Origin of the sequence: Microbacterium sp. JAI119 (assembly GCF_013410135.1) — a bacterium.
Taxonomy (GTDB): domain Bacteria; phylum Actinomycetota; class Actinomycetes; order Actinomycetales; family Microbacteriaceae; genus Microbacterium; species Microbacterium oxydans.
This window is the reverse complement of record NZ_JACCCK010000001.1, coordinates 694578-710039: the sequence shown is the minus strand read 5'-3', so window position 1 is coordinate 710039 and position 15462 is coordinate 694578. Positions and strand designations below refer to the sequence as shown.

The window sequence follows — 15462 nt, the reverse complement described above, 5'->3', positions numbered from 1 at the left end:
ACGCTCAGCTGGCGGCGAGGCGCTTCTTCTCGGCCTCGACGTCGAAGTCGGCACTCGGCCACTGCGGATCGATGTCCTCCAGTGCCGCGAGCAGCAGCTCCTGCACCGCGAGTCGCGCGTACCATTTCGCATTCGCCGGGATCACGAACCACGGGGCCGCGTCGGTCGACGTGCGGTCGAAGACGGTCTGATACGCGTCCATGTACTGCGGCCAGAGCATCCGCTCGTCCACATCACCCGGGTTGTACTTCCAGTACTTGTCCGGACGTTCGAGGCGCTCCATCAGCCGCGCCTTCTGCTCTTCGGGCGAGATGTGCAGCATGACCTTCACGATCCGGGTACCCGATGCCGCGACGCGCGCCTCGAACTCGTTGATGGCGTCGTAGCGGCGCTCGATCTCCGCGGGCGGGGCGAGTTCGCGCACGCGCCCGATCAGCACATCCTCGTAGTGCGAGCGATCGAACACCCCGATGAACCCCGGCTCCGGCAGACGCTTCTCGACACGCCAGAGGAAGTCGTGCGCGCGCTCCTCGGCCGTCGGCGCCTTGAATGCGGCGAGCGCGACGCCCTGCGGATCGACACCGCCGACAACGTGCCGCACGATGCCGCCCTTGCCCGCGGAGTCCATCGCCTGCAGCACCAGGAGAACGGCGTCCTTCGCCACGCCGACGCGGCTCTCGGCGAACAGCCGTTCCTGCAGCACGTTGAGGTCCGCCAGGCCTGCCGCGAGGTCGGAGACCCCGTGCGACTTGCCGTGGTCGTAGCCGGGCTTGACATCGGGGTCGACATCGGCGAGACGGAATCCCTCGCCGACTCGCAGCTTCTGCGTCCAGGTGTGCGCGTTCATACGCACATCCTGCCAGTCAACGCGCCAGCGGCACCTCGATGATCTGACGGCCGCCGCGCGGCGAGGTCAGCGCCTGATCGAGTGCCGTGCGGGTGGTGACGCGCTGGTACTCCCAGCCGTAGGCGAGGGCGAGGTGTTCGAGGCGGACGGTGTGCGGCGTGTAGAAGGCCCGGTCGAGGTCGCCCGGCCGCGCGGAGGATGCGACCTCGAGGGCATCGAAGATCGTGCCGCCGCCGTCGTTCCCGACGATGACCTGCAGCCGAGGCTCCGTCTCGTCCGGCGGCAGCAGCAGAGCGCCGACATCGTGCAGGAAGGCCAGATCGCCCAGCAGCACACGGGTGATCCCTGGTGCTCCGGCCGCCTGACTGGAGATCGCGACACCTGTCGCGGTGGCTATCGTGCCGTCGATGCCGGCGAGACCGCGGTTGGCGTGGACGGGGACCTTCTTGCCGCCGAGCACCTGATCGGCGACGCGCACCAGGCGCGAGGATCCGAACACCAGGCGATCGTGCGGCCAGGTGGCGCGCCACACGGCATCGACGAGGAGCTCGCGATCGAGCGGGCGGCGGACCGCGTCGAGCTCGGCCTTCACCGCTTCTCTGCGCGCAGCGAAGTCGGCGGATGCCAGCGCCTCCGGGTCGGGGGCGTGCTCGCTCAGGTCCACGACCTCAGCGGCGGACGCGCGCATCCACTCGCCGAGCCAGTCGCGATCGGCCGCCCCCCGGGCGACCGCGACCGCGTCGACTCCGCGCGTGCGGTGGTTGAGGTTCAGCTCCTCGCCGCCGTGGCGCACGGCGACGATCTCGACGTCCTGTCGCGCGAGCAGCGCGGCGACCTCGCGGCTGAGAGTGGGATGGCCCAGCACCACGACCCGCTCGATGCGTCCGCCGAGGTCTTCGCGAGCCAGCAGGCGACGGTAGCCGTGCACGACCTGACGTCCGAACCGCGCACCGCTCACGATCTCGGCGATCAGCGGCCACCCACCGGCATGCGCGATCTCTTCGGCATCGGGGCCGGCATCGGCCCCGGCGATCACGACGGTGCGCCGGCTGCGGTCGAGCTCGAACGGCTCCTCCTTCAGCACCGAGGGAACTTCGCCCTGGACGAGTTCGATGGAGGGAAGGTCCCCCGAGAGGGGCTCTCTCGTGGGAAGGTTCAGGTGCACGGGCCCGGCGACGCCACGGAGGCCGCTCTCGACCTCGCGTGCCCCCATCGACGCGGCGACCGCCCGTTCGGCGAGTCCGGCCCAGTCGCCCTCGCCCGGCACCGGAGCATCGAGCGCGTCACGCACCCACGGACGGAAGAGGCCTTCCTGGAGCGTCGCCTGGTTGGCGCCGACGCCGCGCAGCTCCGGGGGGCGGTCGGCGGTGAGCAGGAGCATCGGGACCCCGGAGTGGAACGCCTCCATGACCGCGGGAAGCAGGTTGCCGACGGCCGTCCCCGAGGTGCACACCACCGCTGCGGGCATGCGTGTCTCCCTGGCGATGCCGAGGGCGGTGAACCCCGCGACCCGCTCGTCGATTCGGACGTGCACGCGGAGGTGTCCGTCATCGGCGGCACGCACAGCGGCGAGCGCGAGTGCCTGCGACCGCGAGCCCGGCGACAGCACGATGTCGCGCACACCGTGGCCGACGAGCTCGGCGATCAGGGTCGCCGCGGCGTCCATCGCCGGCGACGAGGTCACGGGCGCTGGTCCGTGGCAGGAGGCTCGTCGGTCTCGTCGTCGAGGCGTGCCAGCTCTTCCTCGAGGCGGCGGATACGCGCATCCTGCTCGGACTTGCTGATGCTGCGGAGGAAGGCGGGGTCATCATCCGGTGCGACGACAGGACGGACACCGGGATCGTTCGCCCGACGGCGGCCGATCACGAACCAGAGGATGCCGCCGATCACGGGAAGGAGCACGACGATCGCGATCCAGAGCGGTTTGGACACACCCCGGTGCCGCGTCGCCGGCTGCACTGCACAGTCGACGATGCTGAACACCCAGAACACGGCGGCGAGGAAGCCGCCGACGATCAGTAGTCTCGCCACCCCTCCAGTCTAGGCGTGTCGCGACCGCTCCGGCCCCGGGGAGGACAGAGGCGGCGTTGCTAGACTGCGCGGGAAATGTTGCCCCCATCGCTTGATCCGTCGCCGCGAGCGGGGGCCGAACGGCTGCTGATCGCCCGTGTGATCATCGCCGTCGGCCTCGCGCTCCTGCTCGTCGTCGGCGCCTGGTCGACGTCTCGGGGTTCCGCCGACGTGCACGCGACACTGTGTCTCGCCTCCGGTGTCTCGGACTCGGCCGCGGCTGCCCCGACCTCAGCCGATGTCGAGAGCGCAGCGACGGTCGATGTGCTGTCCTCCGGCGTGGGCATCTGCCTGCTCGCGGTGCTGGGGTCCGTCGCCTTGATCCTGCTGTTCCGCCGGCTCACGGGCCATTCGACACGGACGCTCGACGTCCACTCTCCGCACGCGGCGACTCCGAGCCGGGCGGGCTCCGGCATCCTCGTCTCCGCCCTCACCCTCACGCAGCTCTCCATCTCCCGCACCTGATCCACGACGAGCGTCCGCGCCGCCCGCCGGCGGCACCTTCCCTCGTCGTACCCGTGTGTCTGGAGACCCCATGAAGAACTCTGTCAAAGCGACCCTGGTCGCCATCGCCGTCGCCATCGTCCTGCTGATCGCCGGGATCGTGTTCGCGATCAGCCAGCAGCAACCCGCCGCACCCTCGGCAGAAGGAGAACCGCAGCAGACCGTCCGCACCGACTCGCATGTGCTCGACGACGGGGGCGACGGCGCCGTGACCGTCGTCGAGTTCCTCGACTTCGAATGTGAGGCGTGCGGTGCGTTCTACCCCGTGGTGGAAGATCTCCGCGAGAAGTACGACGGAGAGATCACCTACGTCGTGCGCTACTTCCCGCTTCCCGGTCACATCAACTCCACGCAGGCCGCGTTGGCCGCCGAGGCGGCCGCTCGTCAGGACCGCTTCGAGGACATGTACCACCGCCTGTTCGAGACCCAGGCGCAGTGGGGCGAGCAGCCAGAGGAGACCCCTGAGGTGTTCCGAGGCTTCGCCGAGGAGCTTGGCCTCGACATGGCCGCCTACGACGCCGCGATCGCCGATCCGGCCACCGCGGAGCGGGTGCAGTCCGACAAGACGGACGGTGAGAAGCTCGGGGTCAACAGCACGCCGACCTTCTTCGTCGCCGGGGAGAAAGTCGTGCTGCAGGAGTGGGACGACCTCGAGCAGGCCATCGAGAAGGCCGTGAACGGCTGAGACGACGGGCGGGAACGCGCGGTTTCCGTGTCGAAGCCGCGTGTTCCCGCCACACCGATATTCTGGCCGCACACCCAGGAGAGGCCAGAATGACCATCGACATCTCAACCGCTTTGCAGACGACCCACAACGCCCGCGAACTCACGGGACTCCCGACCTCCGACGGCGGGACGCTCGCCTCCGGCCTCCTCTTCCGGTCGGACGCGCTGGCTGCATTGACGGATGAGGGGATGCAGGCCCTGACCGATCTGCGTATCGGCACGGTCATCGACCTGCGCACGGACGGCGAGCGCTCCCGTGCCGCCGACCGACTGCCCGACGACGGCAGCGTGACACTGATCGAACTTCCCATGCAGGGCGGGGCGATGGACGAGATGGTCAAGAAGTTCCTCCCTTCGGCCGGGAGCGCTGGTCTCTCCGTGACCCAGGTCACCGAGGTGCTGAAGCAGGTGCCGACGCTGGAGGAGCTCTACACCTCGATCCTGGAGTCCAGTGCCCCGCAGTTCGCCACCATCGCCAGGACGGTGCTCGCCGCCGCGCGCACCGAGCGGCCGGGAGTGCTGTTCCACTGCACTGCGGGTAAGGACCGCACCGGCCTCGCTGCCGCGATCCTGCTGCTCGTCGCGGAGGTTCCCCGTGAGGAGATCGTCGCCGACTACACCCTCACGGAGAAGAACCTCGCGCGCGGATTCGCCGAGGCCCTCACCGCGCTGATCACCTCTCTCGGAGTCCCCCTCACCCCGGCGCTGAAGACCCTCGCCACCGAGTCGCCGGCGTCGGCGATCGAGACGGCGATGGAGTGGATCACCGCGAATCACGGAGACGTGTCGGGCTACCTGCGCAGCGGTGGGATGACGGCCGAGGAGATCGCCGACCTCCGACGGGTTCTCCGCGGCGAGTAGGAGCGGCCTCCGCGGCGGAGCCACCTCCCTCGCTACGCTGAGCGCTTGACCGAGGAGCACTCCCCCTCTCCGCATCCCGTGATCGCCGTCGTCCGGCGCATCCCCGCGACGCTGACGATGGTGCTGCTGATCCTCGTCGTCGGGGTAGTCTCGCGCGGACTCTGGACACCGTTCGAGGACACCGCACTCTTCCAGAGCGTCGCCTACGGTCTTCCCAACCTGGCCGACGGCAAATGGTGGACTCCCCTCACCGGCACGTTCTTCGTCAACGAGCCGTGGGTGTATCTGTTCACCATCGCGGGCTTCTGGGGCATGGCCTACCTGGAGTTCCGTCGCGGGTCGCGCATCGCGCTCGCCTACTACTGGATCGGGCAGCTGTTCGCGATCTTCGCCACCGCGCTGCTGCTGTTCCTGCTGTCGCAGTTCCCCTGGGCCTGGGCGACGGAGCAGGCCCAGGCACTCGACGTGGGGGCATCCGGCGGCACCATGGCCTGCATCGCCGCCGCGGTCGGGCTGTTCCGTCCGCCGTGGCGAGTGCGCGGCTGGCTCATCCTGCTCGGCTTCGTCTTCATCGCGATGCTGTTCTGGGGCAAGGTCGCCGACCTCGAACACCTCCTCGCGGTGCTGCTGATCCTCGTGGTCGACCGGTCGCTGCGGGTGCGGCACACCACGGTCCGCGAGCAGCGGCTGATCGCCGTGGTCGCGATGCTCGTCCTCGGCGCCGTGGAGATCATCACGACGTTCGTGGCGACCGACGGCCCCTTCGGCCAGACCGATCCCGCGTCCGGCGGTTTCATCGACCTCGCGATCGATCTCGTCGTGATCCTCGTGTTGGTGAACGGCCTCCGGCGCGGGCGCCGCTGGACCTGGGTGCTCGCGCTGTTGCTGGGGATCTTCAACGTCCTCACTGCCACTCTCGTGCTGATCCTGATCACCGTGTACAGCCAGGCTCAGGTCGATTTCCGTTGGGATGGAGACACCGAGCTCGCTCTGGCGAACGGGTTCCTCTGGCTGATCATGCTCGTGTACCTGATCTGGGTACGCCGCGCTTTCCGCGCCAAGCGGCGAGCCAAGCTCGGCATGCAACCCGCCCCCACCGTCGAGGACATGAAGCAGCAGCTGCGCACGCACGGAGGCGGCACGCTCTCGTGGATGACGACCTGGGACGGCAACAGCTACGCCAGGGTCATCGGCGGCATCGTGGCGTACCAGCGGCGCAACGGCGTCGCCCTCGCCCTCGCCGACCCGATCGGACCGGCACAGACGCGCGCCGAGGCCGTGACCGACTTCATCCACGCCGCCGAGCTGGCCGGTCTCGTGCCGTGCTTCTTCAGCGCCGACGAAGCCACGCGCGCCGCCGTGCCCTCGACGTGGCGGAGCATCGTGGTGGCGGACGACACGATCGTCGACCTCCCCGGCCTGGAGTTCACCGGCAAGCGCTGGAACTCCGTCCGCACCTCGCTCAACAAGGCGGGCCGCGAGGAGATGACGTTCCGGATGACGCACCTGAAGGCCGAACCGTGGGGTGTGCAGCAGCAGCTGCGCGCGATCTCGGAGGCCTGGGTGGGAGACAAGGATCTGCCGGAGATGCGTTTCACGCTCGGCACGCTCGACGAGGCGGAAGACCCGGAGGTGCGACTCGCGCTGGCCCTCGCTCCGAACGGCGACGTCGACGGGTTCCTGTCGTGGCTGCCGGTCTACGGCGAAGGCGGCGTCGTGCGCGGCTGGACCCTCGACCTCATGCGACGTCGCGAGGGCGGCTTCGGGCCGGTGATGGAGTACCTCATCGGATCCTCCGCCCGCCAGTTCGCCGACGAGGGCGCACAGATCATGTCGCTCTCAGGGGCACCGCTCGCCCACGACTATCCACCGGATGCCGGGATGATCGCAGCGCTCAGCGACCGGCTCGCCGAGGCCCTGGAACCGGTGTACGGCTTCGGGTCGCTGCACCGTTTCAAGCAGAAGTTCCACCCGCGGTACGAGACCATGTACCTGCTGTTCCGTGACGAGAGCGACCTCACCCGCATCGGCGGAGCGCTCACCCGGGCCTTCCTCCCGGACGCGACCCTGCGGCAGTTCGCCGGCGCAGGGCTCGAGCTCGTGCGCGGCGGCAAGGACTGACGCCGGCGGGATCCGCACCGGGGAATCCGCATGAGTACGATCGGTGTCGTGCTCGATGAAGACCGCCTCCGCTCCATGGCCGACGACCTGGGAAAGGTGCCAGGGGTGCGAGCCGTCGCGTTGGGCGGCAGCCGCGCGCGAGGGACGCACCGCCCCGACTCCGACATCGATCTGGGGCTGTATGTGGAGGCGGACGTCGACCTGACCGCCCTCGCGGAGGCAGCGAGCGGATGGACCGGCGAAGACGTCGAGATCGCCGGCCGCGGCGGATGGGGACCCTGGGTCGACAGCGGGGCCTGGCTGATCGTCGACGGCGCACCGGTCGACCTCATCCTCCGCGACGTGACCCGCGTCGAGGATCAGTGCGCCCGCGCCGCCCGTGGCGAGTTCGCCTTCCACTCCCAGCCGGGACATCCGCTCGGCTTCCTCGACGTCGCCTATGCGGGTGAGGTGGCGACCGGCGTGCCGCTCTGCGACCCGGACGGGATCCTCGTCGCGCTGGCTCAAAGCGTGACTCCGTACCCCGACGCCCTCCGCGCGGCGTTCATCGAGAATCTCTGGCAGGTCGACTTCCTGCTGAACGCAGCCACGAAGGGCGCGAAGACGGGCGATGCCGCCTACGTGGTGCTGTGCGGAACCACGACGGCCATGCTGATCGCCCATGCCTGGCACGCGGCCGCCGGCCAGTGGGTGACGAACGAGAAGGGACTGGTGCCGAACGCGGCACGGCTCCCGATCGACACGGCGGGGTTCAGCGCGGCAGCCGCCGCGGTGCTCGGAAGCATCGGAACCGCGCCGGAAGAGTTGCTGGCGTCGATCGCACAGCTGAGGGGGCTGCCGCGCCCGGCAACCCCCTCGGACTGAACCTCAGCCAGCCGTCTCCACGAGTGCCGCGGGAGCGTCGCCCGTCGTCTCGCCGGCCGGGCGCTTCGCGGTGTTCGCGATGTGCGCGCGGCTGACGACGGTCACCGCCACGATCATGAGCGCGACCCCGAGCCAGTACGGGGCCGCGTGGCTGACCAGTGCGTAGAGCGCACCGGCGATGAGCGGGGCTGCCGTGCCCATCGCCGCATTCAACGACTGGGTGGCTCCGCCGAGCCAGCCCTGCTCGTCGTCGCCGACGGCGTTGGACATCGCCCCGTCCATCGCGGCCTGGGACGCCCCCTGGCCGGCGGCCAGCATCAGGGCGCCGACGATGAACACCCACGGCTGCGCGAAGACGGAAGCCACGACGGCGAGGGCCGCGAGACCGATCATCTGCGCGACGATGCCGCTCACGATCACTCCGCGCTCGCCGATGCGCGGAAGCAGGATGCCCAGCAGCACGCCCTGGATGAGGATGTCGATGATGCCGACGGCCGCGGTCAGGAGTCCGATCTGGGTCGGTCCCCACTGGATGGAGTCCAGGGCGAGCACGCTGAAGTTGTTCACGAAGAAGCCGAACGGCAGCGCGAGCAGGCCGAAGCCGATCATCAGCCCGCGCAGCTCCTTGCGTCCGAAGGCCTCCTTGAAGACGGCGAAGGGCTGCACGTCGCGCAGCTTGATCGCGGCGATCCTGTTGCCCGGCTTCAGGCTCTCCGGGAGGAGGAAGATGCTGAGGATCGCGATCGTGAGGGCGACGGCGGCGGTCAGGAACACCGGGAGCTGGATGCTGATCGCGGCGAGCAGTCCTCCGATGGCTGGACCGATCATGGTGCCGATCCCCGAGAGCGCACCGAGGAGGCCGAAGCGCTTGGCGCGCTGCTCCGGCGGGGTGATGTCGGCCAGGTAGGCGAAGAGGGCGGGTAGATCGCCCGCGGTGAGGCCCTGGATGACGCGAGCGAGCACGAGCACCCAGAGGGCGCCGCCGAATCCGAACAGCGCCATCGAGAAGGCCGCACCGAATGCCGCGACGATGATCACGGGTCGACGTCCGAAGCGGTCTGAGAGACGTCCGAGGAAGGGCGCGACCAGGAAGGCGCAGAGGCCGTTGATCGCTTCGAGCACGCCGACCCAGATGGCCAGGTCGCTCTCGTGCGAGACGTACTGGAGCACGACGAAGGGCAGGACCGGGAGGACGACCGTCATTCCGATGACGGTGAGCATCGTGAGCACGATGAGCATGATCCACGCGCGGTTCTGGTCCCGTCGCGTGAGAGAGGTGGGTGAAGTCATACCGAAAGTGTAGTCATACCAGTTTTGGTGTCAAGCCAGTTTTATAGTGGGTTCACGATAGACTGTCGGGCATGACGAACCCCGCACCTCTCGGTCGCCGCGAACGGAAGAAGGCCGCGACCCGCAAGGCGATCTCCGACGTCGCGACGGCCATGTTCCTGGAACGCGGCTTCGATGAGGTGAGCATCCGCGAGGTCGCCGATGCCGCAGATGTCTCCCCCACGACCGTGTTCGCGCACTTCCCTCAGAAGGAGGCGCTGGTGTTCGACGAAGACGACGAGCAGCGCGACCGCCTGGTGGCCGCCGTCCGCGAGCGCCCGTCGGGGAGCACGATCAACCGCGCCATCCACGACTTCTACGCCTCAGAGCTCCGCGCGAACGTCGACGAGCACGGAGACGAGATCACTCGCACCTTCATGCGCTTCCTGAACGAGACACCGGCGCTGCGCGACTACGCGGCGAAGATGTGGCTCCGACACGAAGACGCCCTCTCCGACGCGATCGCCGACGAACTGGGACTCGATACACCCACCCCGGAGATCCGGGTCTACTCGCGGTTCATCCTGCAGATGCAGCTGCTCGTCAACGAGAACGACGACCCCTTCGGGACGCTCGAAGCAGGGTTCGTGATCCTCGAGAACGGCTGGGCGCCGGTCGAAGCCGGCCTCAGCGGATCCGCCAGCTAGAGAGCCCTCATCGAACGGTCGTCACCGTGCAACCGGAGGGCGTGAACTCGATTCCCAGAGGCACATCCTGCTGGTGGACGGGCTCCCCCAACACCCACTCGGTGCGGAGTCCGGCGAGGCTCCCGCTGCTCTCACCCTCGGTGTCGAGCACCACGAGCAGAACGCCGGTGGGCCTCTTCGCGCTGAGCATCGAGGAATCCGCCGCCGCCCGCTCGATGATGCGCGTCAACGCCGCGTCATCCAGGGCAGCGAACTCGGGCATCGACGCGGCGACCCCTGCGGCCTCGACAGTCCATCCCGAAGGGCCCAACGATGATGCGTCCACGAGCGCCCCGTCAACTATCCTCTGCACGTCGACCGCCACGTACAACCTGGGGTCCTGCGGATCGCCGCCAAGATGACACGCCGCCGGCGACGACACGACCACGGGGAAGGGCGAGACCTGGAACACCCAGCGGAACATCAACGTACCGAGGATCAGCACCCCGACGACGCCCAGGATCGCCAGCCCCATCACCCAGCCACGGAGGAGACCCACGGCGCGACGGTACTGGGACTCCGGAACCCACCCGACCTGGTCGACCATGGCGTCGAGCATAGGGACTTCAGGTGCGCCCGAGGATCACGATCGGGCATCGCCCTCGTTCACTGTCGGTTCAGTCCTCGCGCGGGCGCCGACGCAGGCTCTTGACGTCCGTGCGCCGCTGCTTCGCCTTCAGCCGGCGCTCCTTCGATCCCCGACTCGGCTTCGTCGCTCGACGCGGCGGAGCGGGCGGACGCAGCGCCTCCTCCACGACAGCGACGAGTCGATCGCGCGCCGCATCCCTGTTCCGCAGCTGTGCGCGGTGTTCTGAGGCGGCGATCGTCAGCACGCCGTCGACCAGGCGACCGCTCAACCGTTCGAGCAGTCGCTCGCGTTGATGCGGTGAGAGCACCGGCGAACGCGCCGCATCCCACACCAGCTCCACACGGGAATCGGCCGTGTTCACGCCCTGACCGCCCGGACCGGACGACCGCGAGAAGCGCCACGACAGCTCGGCCTCGGGGATGGTGAGACCCGACGAGACCCGCAGACCGGGGCGATGAGCGGAGGGCATACCTCCATCATCAGGCCTCGCGTCGCACTCGCACCGCACCGCACCGCACCCCGTTAGCATGGCGAGGACGGCAGGCCGGATTTCGAGCCCGCGGCGCAGCCCGTCACGCGGAGCACGAATGAACTCATACCGGCAGGACGACTGGGCGGCGAGCCCCTCGTATCCGTCGACCGTGAACGAGCCGTACCTGATGGGCACTGGTGTGGTCACCGCCGAAGACACGGGAACCCGTCCGCTCTCTCCCCCGCACAGCCACGCCGACCCGATGCTGGCCTGGTGCTATCGCGGCACGGTGTGGGTGCACCTGCAGGATGCGCGGTGGCGACTCGCTCCCGGTCAGGGCGTATGGATCCCGGCCCACACCCCGCACACCGCTCATCACGAGGCGGACTCGACGGGCTGCTACACCTACATCCCCGACTCCGCGCTGATCACCCCGATCGACGGCATCACCCGGGTGCTCGTGCCGCGCGCCGTGCAGGAGATGCTGCTGCACCTCGGCATCAACGACATGCCCACCGACCTGCGCGTGCGCATCCAGTCCGTCCTGATCGAGATGCTCCAACAGCCGCTTCCGGAGGCCGCCAGCGAGTGGGGCGAGGTGCCGATGCCCGCCGACGAACGCGTGGCAGCTCTCGTGCAGACCGTGCTCGCCGACCCCGGCGACCCCCGCAGTGCGATCGAGCTGTTCCTCGCCCACGGCCTCCACGAGCGCACGGTGCTGCGCATCTTCCAGAACGACGTCGGCATGAGCTTCGGGCGCTGGCGCACCGGAGTGCGGATGACTCTCGGAGCCCGACTGGTCGTGGACGGCACCCCCATCGGCGCCGCCGCGCACCGCTGCGGCTACGCCACGACGAGCGCCTTCTCCGCCGCATTCAAGGACCGCTTCGGCCTGACCCCGCGACAGCACGTGGCACGGGTGCATTCCGACGCCGCCCACCAGCTGTACTGGCGCTGACGGCACGGCATTCCCGGTCGCCCGACGGTCGATCCGACCAACGTTTGTCGGTTCCGCGATACAAGTCGTCGCTCCCGCAACACTGAGCGCCGCATCCGCGTTCTAGCATCGTTCTGTTAGGGCATGCTTACCTAACTTCTCGCCGCGTCGATGCGGCAACACCCTCCCCCCTTCCCGAAGGAGAACCATGTCGCACGCTTCTGCGCGCCCGAAGATCCGCCGAGGCTCCGCCCTCGTCGCCGCGGCCGTCGCCGCCGCCCTCACGCTGGCCGGGTGCTCGACCGCGCCCGGTGAAGCTGCCGATTCGGCGCCCACCGCAACCGACGGCGTGGTGATCGAGCACGGCCACGGGAAGACCGTGATCCCCGAGAAGCCGCAGCGCATCGTCACCCTCGGCTGGATGACGGCCGACATCGTCGCCGCCCTCGGCACCAACCCCGTGGGCATGGAAGAGGTGTGGGGCGCGGGCGAGAGCGGCTACCAGCCCTGGTTCGAGGACTACGTCACCGAAGAGTACGGCGAGACGCCCGAGATCATCCCCTTCCTCGAAGACGGCCCCAACTACGAGGCCATCAAGGAGCTCAAGCCCGACCTGATCCTGAGCCTGTACTCGGGCATCTCCGACATCGAGTACGAGCGCCTGACCGAGATCGCCCCGACCGTCCCCTACATCGAAGGTCCGTGGAACCCCGGCACGTGGGAGGACATGACCCGCACGGTCGGCAAGGCCCTGTCGGAAGAGGACAAGGCCGACGAGCTGATCGCCGAGACCGAGGAGCAGATCACCACTCTCGCCGGCGAGCACCCCGAGTTCCAGGACAAGACATTCGTCTGGGGTCTGACCCTGAACGAGGGCGGCACCGACCTCGGCGTCTACCTCGAGTACGACCCGCGCGTGCGCATCACCGAGGCCCTCGGATTCACGTCCACCTCGGCGATGGACAGCTTCCTCAAGACCGCCGAGGGCGACAACTGGTACACCGGCGTCAGCCTCGAGAAGCTCTACGACGTCCAGGCCGACCTGTTCGCCGCGTGGGGCAGCAGCGCCGACGAGGGGAAGTACACCGTCGAGAACAAGGTCGTCTCCCGCTGGAACCCGATCGCGAACGGTTCGTACGTGATCTACGCCGACGCCGCCGAGGCCTCCGCCATCAGCGCTCCCACCGTGCTCTCGCTGAAGTACATCCTGCCGAAGTACGTCGACGACCTCGCCGGCGCGCTGCAGGGCGAGCCGACCATCACCGGCAAGTGACGCACGGGATGTCCCTGACGACGGACGACGTCACGGACGTCTCGAACACGGGTGCGGGGAGTCGCGACGCCGGCTCCCCGCACCGCAACGGGACGCTCGTTCTGGGACTCGTCATCGCCGCGGGTGTGCTGGTGATCGCCGCCATCGCCTCGCTCGCGGTCGGCGCCCGCGCGATCGACCCCGTCACCGTCCTGCAGTCGCTCTTCACCTACGACGACGAGAACCCGCTGCACCTGATGGTCATGGAGCTGCGCGTGCCCCGCACCCTGCTCGGCATCGTCGTGGGCGCGGCTCTCGCCGTGTGCGGCGGACTGATCCAGGCATTCACCCGCAACCCTCTCGCCGACCCCGGCATCCTCGGGGTCAACGCCGGTGCGTCGTTCGCCGTCACGTTCGCCGTCGGCGTGCTCGGGTTCACCACCCCCGGCGCCTACGTGCCCTTCGCCCTCGGCGGCGCCTTCGTGCTCACCCTACTCGTGTACATCCTCGGTTCCTTCGGCGCCTCGGGCGCGACCCCGATGAAGCTCACCCTCGCCGGGGTGGCCCTGGGCGCCGCCTTCACCGGGTTCACCACCGCCATCGTGCTGCGCGACACCAGCACGCTTCAGGTCATGCGGTTCTGGGGTGTCGGCTCGATCGGTGGACGCACGATCGACCAGCTCACCTGGGCCGTGCCGCTGATCGTCGCCGGGCTGCTGATCGGGCTGTTGTGCGCGCGCTCCCTGAACGCCCTGGCACTCGGGGACGACCTGGCGCAGGCACTCGGCGCGCGCGTGCGGGTGACCCGCATCCTCGTCATCATCGCCGTGACCCTGCTGGCGGGAACCAGCGTCGCCGCCGCCGGACCCATCGCTTTCGTCGGACTCATGATCCCCCACATCGTGCGCTGGTTCACCGGACCCGATCAACGCTGGGTACTCGCGTACTCCATGATCATCGGCCCCGCCTTCCTGCTCCTCGCCGACATCCTGGGCCGCATCGTGCTCCCGAACGGGGAGATGCGCGTCGGGATCGTCACCGCCCTCCTCGGAGCCCCGATCCTGATCGTGCTCGTGCGCCGCAAGCGGGTGAGCGGGCTGTGAGCATCGATCAGAAGCCGGTCACCGCGTCGGGGACGCCAGCGCGGTCGACCGACGTCGCGCCCGTCGACCACGGTCGGCGCCTGTTCCGGATCGAGACCGCGCGCGTCGCGACCCTCATCCCGGTGCGCTCCGTGGTCGTGTGCCTCATCCTCCTCGTCGTGATCGTCGGAGCCGGCCTCTTCTCCATGACGCTCGGCGCCTACGAGGTCGACTTCGCGGCCGTCATCCGGGCGATCTTCGATCCCTCCTCCGACCCCGACATCCGCCAGGTGGTCGTCGAATGGCGCCTGCCCCGGGTGCTGTTCGCCGTGCTGTGCGGCGCTGCCCTGGCCCTCGCCGGTGGCATCTTCCAGTCCCTCACGCGCAACCCGCTCGGCTCCCCGGACATCATCGGCTTCGGCATCGGGGCCCAGTTCGGTGTGACGCTCGTGATGGTCGTGCTCGAACTGAACACATACATGTTCAAGGCGGCCGGCGCACTCATCGGCGGCCTGTTCACCGCACTTCTCGTCTACGTGCTGGCGAACAAGAACACGATGTCGTCGTTCCGGCTCATCATCGTCGGCATCGGCGTCTCGGCAGGACTCGGCTCCCTCACCTCGTGGATCCTGATCTCGGTCAGTGTCGAGAAGGCGATGATGGCGGCGACCTGGGGGGCAGGTTCGATCGCCTCGCTCGGGTTCGACCAGCTGATCCCGGCGACTCTCGTGTTCGCGATCGTCATGCTCCTGTCCCTCCCGCTCGCCCGCACGCTCCCCGTGCTCGAGATGGGCGACGACGCAGCGACCGCCCTCGGCATCAGTCCCGGACGCACCCGCCTCGCGGCGATGGTGTTCGGCGTTGCCCTGGTCGCGCTCGTCACCGCCGCCGCCGGACCCATCTCGTTCATCGCGCTCGCCGCCCCGCAGATCTCGCAGCGCCTCACCCGCTCGAACACCCCGATGGGCACCGTGCCCGTGATGATGACCGGGGCCGCGCTCGTCGTGGTGTCGGACGCCGTCGCCCAGCTCGTCGCCGTGCCCGTCGGCGTCGTGACGGTCTCGGTCGGCGGCATCTACCTCGCCTGGCTGCTGGCCGCCCAGTACGCGCGCCGCACCTGAA

At 68.9% G+C, this 15462-nt stretch carries 16 protein-coding genes; 10 read left to right on the top strand and 6 right to left on the bottom strand.

Features of this window, described 5'->3' with window-relative positions; all coding sequences use genetic code 11:
• Positions 1-4: 4 nt before the first annotated feature.
• Genes HDC31_RS03395 through HDC31_RS03385 form a run of 3 tightly spaced genes read right to left on the bottom strand, consistent with a single transcriptional unit; the run spans position 5 to position 2878 of the window.
• Positions 5-847 carry a polyphosphate kinase 2 family protein gene (locus HDC31_RS03395; RefSeq protein ID WP_113680387.1) on the bottom strand — a complete coding sequence of 281 codons (843 nt, stop codon included), beginning with the start codon at positions 845-847 and terminating at the stop codon, positions 5-7.
• Between the two features lie 16 nt (positions 848-863).
• On the bottom strand, positions 864-2513 hold the full coding sequence (gene menD / locus HDC31_RS03390; RefSeq protein WP_179516084.1) for a 2-succinyl-5-enolpyruvyl-6-hydroxy-3-cyclohexene-1-carboxylic-acid synthase: 1650 nt from the start codon (positions 2511-2513) through the stop codon (positions 864-866).
• Between the two features lie 14 nt (positions 2514-2527).
• Positions 2528-2878, bottom strand: coding sequence for a PLD nuclease N-terminal domain-containing protein (locus tag HDC31_RS03385; RefSeq protein WP_046747792.1), 351 nt, complete (start codon positions 2876-2878; stop codon positions 2528-2530).
• Between the two features lie 75 nt (positions 2879-2953).
• On the opposite strand from HDC31_RS03385, the gene HDC31_RS03380 reads away from it, so the two are divergent.
• From HDC31_RS03380 to HDC31_RS03360, 5 genes are all read left to right on the top strand, one after another.
• Positions 2954-3382, top strand: a complete 429-nt coding sequence (locus HDC31_RS03380; RefSeq protein WP_113681107.1) for a hypothetical protein — start codon at positions 2954-2956, stop codon at positions 3380-3382.
• A gap of 70 nt (positions 3383-3452) precedes the next feature.
• Positions 3453-4106 carry a thioredoxin domain-containing protein gene (locus tag HDC31_RS03375; RefSeq protein WP_046747790.1) on the top strand — a complete coding sequence of 218 codons (654 nt, stop codon included), beginning with the start codon at positions 3453-3455 and terminating at the stop codon, positions 4104-4106.
• Between the two features lie 89 nt (positions 4107-4195).
• Entirely contained in the window at positions 4196-5008 is an 813-nt protein-coding gene (locus HDC31_RS03370) for a tyrosine-protein phosphatase (RefSeq protein ID WP_113681108.1), read from the top strand.
• A 45-nt stretch (positions 5009-5053) separates the two neighbouring features.
• The gene (locus HDC31_RS03365) at positions 5054-7129 is read left to right on the top strand and encodes a bifunctional lysylphosphatidylglycerol flippase/synthetase MprF (RefSeq protein ID WP_113681109.1); all 2076 of its coding nucleotides are present in this window, start codon (positions 5054-5056) and stop codon (positions 7127-7129) included.
• Between the two features lie 30 nt (positions 7130-7159).
• Complete coding sequence (locus HDC31_RS03360) at positions 7160-7993, top strand: nucleotidyltransferase domain-containing protein (RefSeq protein ID WP_113681110.1); 834 nt, start codon at positions 7160-7162, stop codon at positions 7991-7993.
• A gap of 3 nt (positions 7994-7996) precedes the next feature.
• On the opposite strand, the gene tet(42) is transcribed toward HDC31_RS03360, so the two are convergent.
• Positions 7997-9283 carry a tetracycline efflux MFS transporter Tet(42) gene (tet(42), locus tag HDC31_RS03355; protein ID WP_257021921.1) on the bottom strand — a complete coding sequence of 429 codons (1287 nt, stop codon included), beginning with the start codon at positions 9281-9283 and terminating at the stop codon, positions 7997-7999.
• A 71-nt stretch (positions 9284-9354) separates the two neighbouring features.
• On the opposite strand from tet(42), the gene HDC31_RS03350 reads away from it, so the two are divergent.
• On the top strand, positions 9355-9969 hold the full coding sequence (locus tag HDC31_RS03350; RefSeq protein ID WP_046747787.1) for a TetR/AcrR family transcriptional regulator: 615 nt from the start codon (positions 9355-9357) through the stop codon (positions 9967-9969).
• A gap of 7 nt (positions 9970-9976) precedes the next feature.
• Here HDC31_RS03350 and HDC31_RS03345 read toward each other — a convergent pair whose 3' ends face one another.
• Together HDC31_RS03345 and arfB are read right to left on the bottom strand one after the other, a co-directional pair.
• Positions 9977-10555, bottom strand: coding sequence for a hypothetical protein (locus tag HDC31_RS03345; RefSeq protein ID WP_179515820.1), 579 nt, complete (start codon positions 10553-10555; stop codon positions 9977-9979).
• 70 nt (positions 10556-10625) lie between these two features.
• Positions 10626-11066: an alternative ribosome rescue aminoacyl-tRNA hydrolase ArfB gene (gene arfB, locus HDC31_RS03340; RefSeq protein WP_113681114.1), complete on the bottom strand. Its 441-nt coding sequence runs from the start codon at positions 11064-11066 to the stop codon at positions 10626-10628.
• Between the two features lie 118 nt (positions 11067-11184).
• Between arfB and HDC31_RS03335 the strand changes: the two genes are divergently transcribed.
• The 4 genes from HDC31_RS03335 (at position 11185) to HDC31_RS03320 (ending at position 15461) form a co-directional block, all read left to right on the top strand.
• On the top strand, positions 11185-12027 hold the full coding sequence (locus tag HDC31_RS03335) for an AraC family transcriptional regulator (protein ID WP_046747783.1): 843 nt from the start codon (positions 11185-11187) through the stop codon (positions 12025-12027).
• A gap of 187 nt (positions 12028-12214) precedes the next feature.
• Complete coding sequence (locus HDC31_RS03330) at positions 12215-13279, top strand: ABC transporter substrate-binding protein (RefSeq protein ID WP_046747782.1); 1065 nt, start codon at positions 12215-12217, stop codon at positions 13277-13279.
• 8 nt (positions 13280-13287) lie between these two features.
• Positions 13288-14361 carry an iron ABC transporter permease gene (locus tag HDC31_RS03325; protein WP_218867293.1) on the top strand — a complete coding sequence of 358 codons (1074 nt, stop codon included), beginning with the start codon at positions 13288-13290 and terminating at the stop codon, positions 14359-14361.
• A complete protein-coding gene (locus HDC31_RS03320; protein ID WP_113681116.1) occupies positions 14358-15461 on the top strand; it encodes an iron chelate uptake ABC transporter family permease subunit in 1104 nt (367 codons plus the stop codon). The genes HDC31_RS03325 and HDC31_RS03320 overlap by 4 nt, the downstream gene beginning before the upstream one ends.
• Position 15462: the final 1 nt, after the last annotated feature.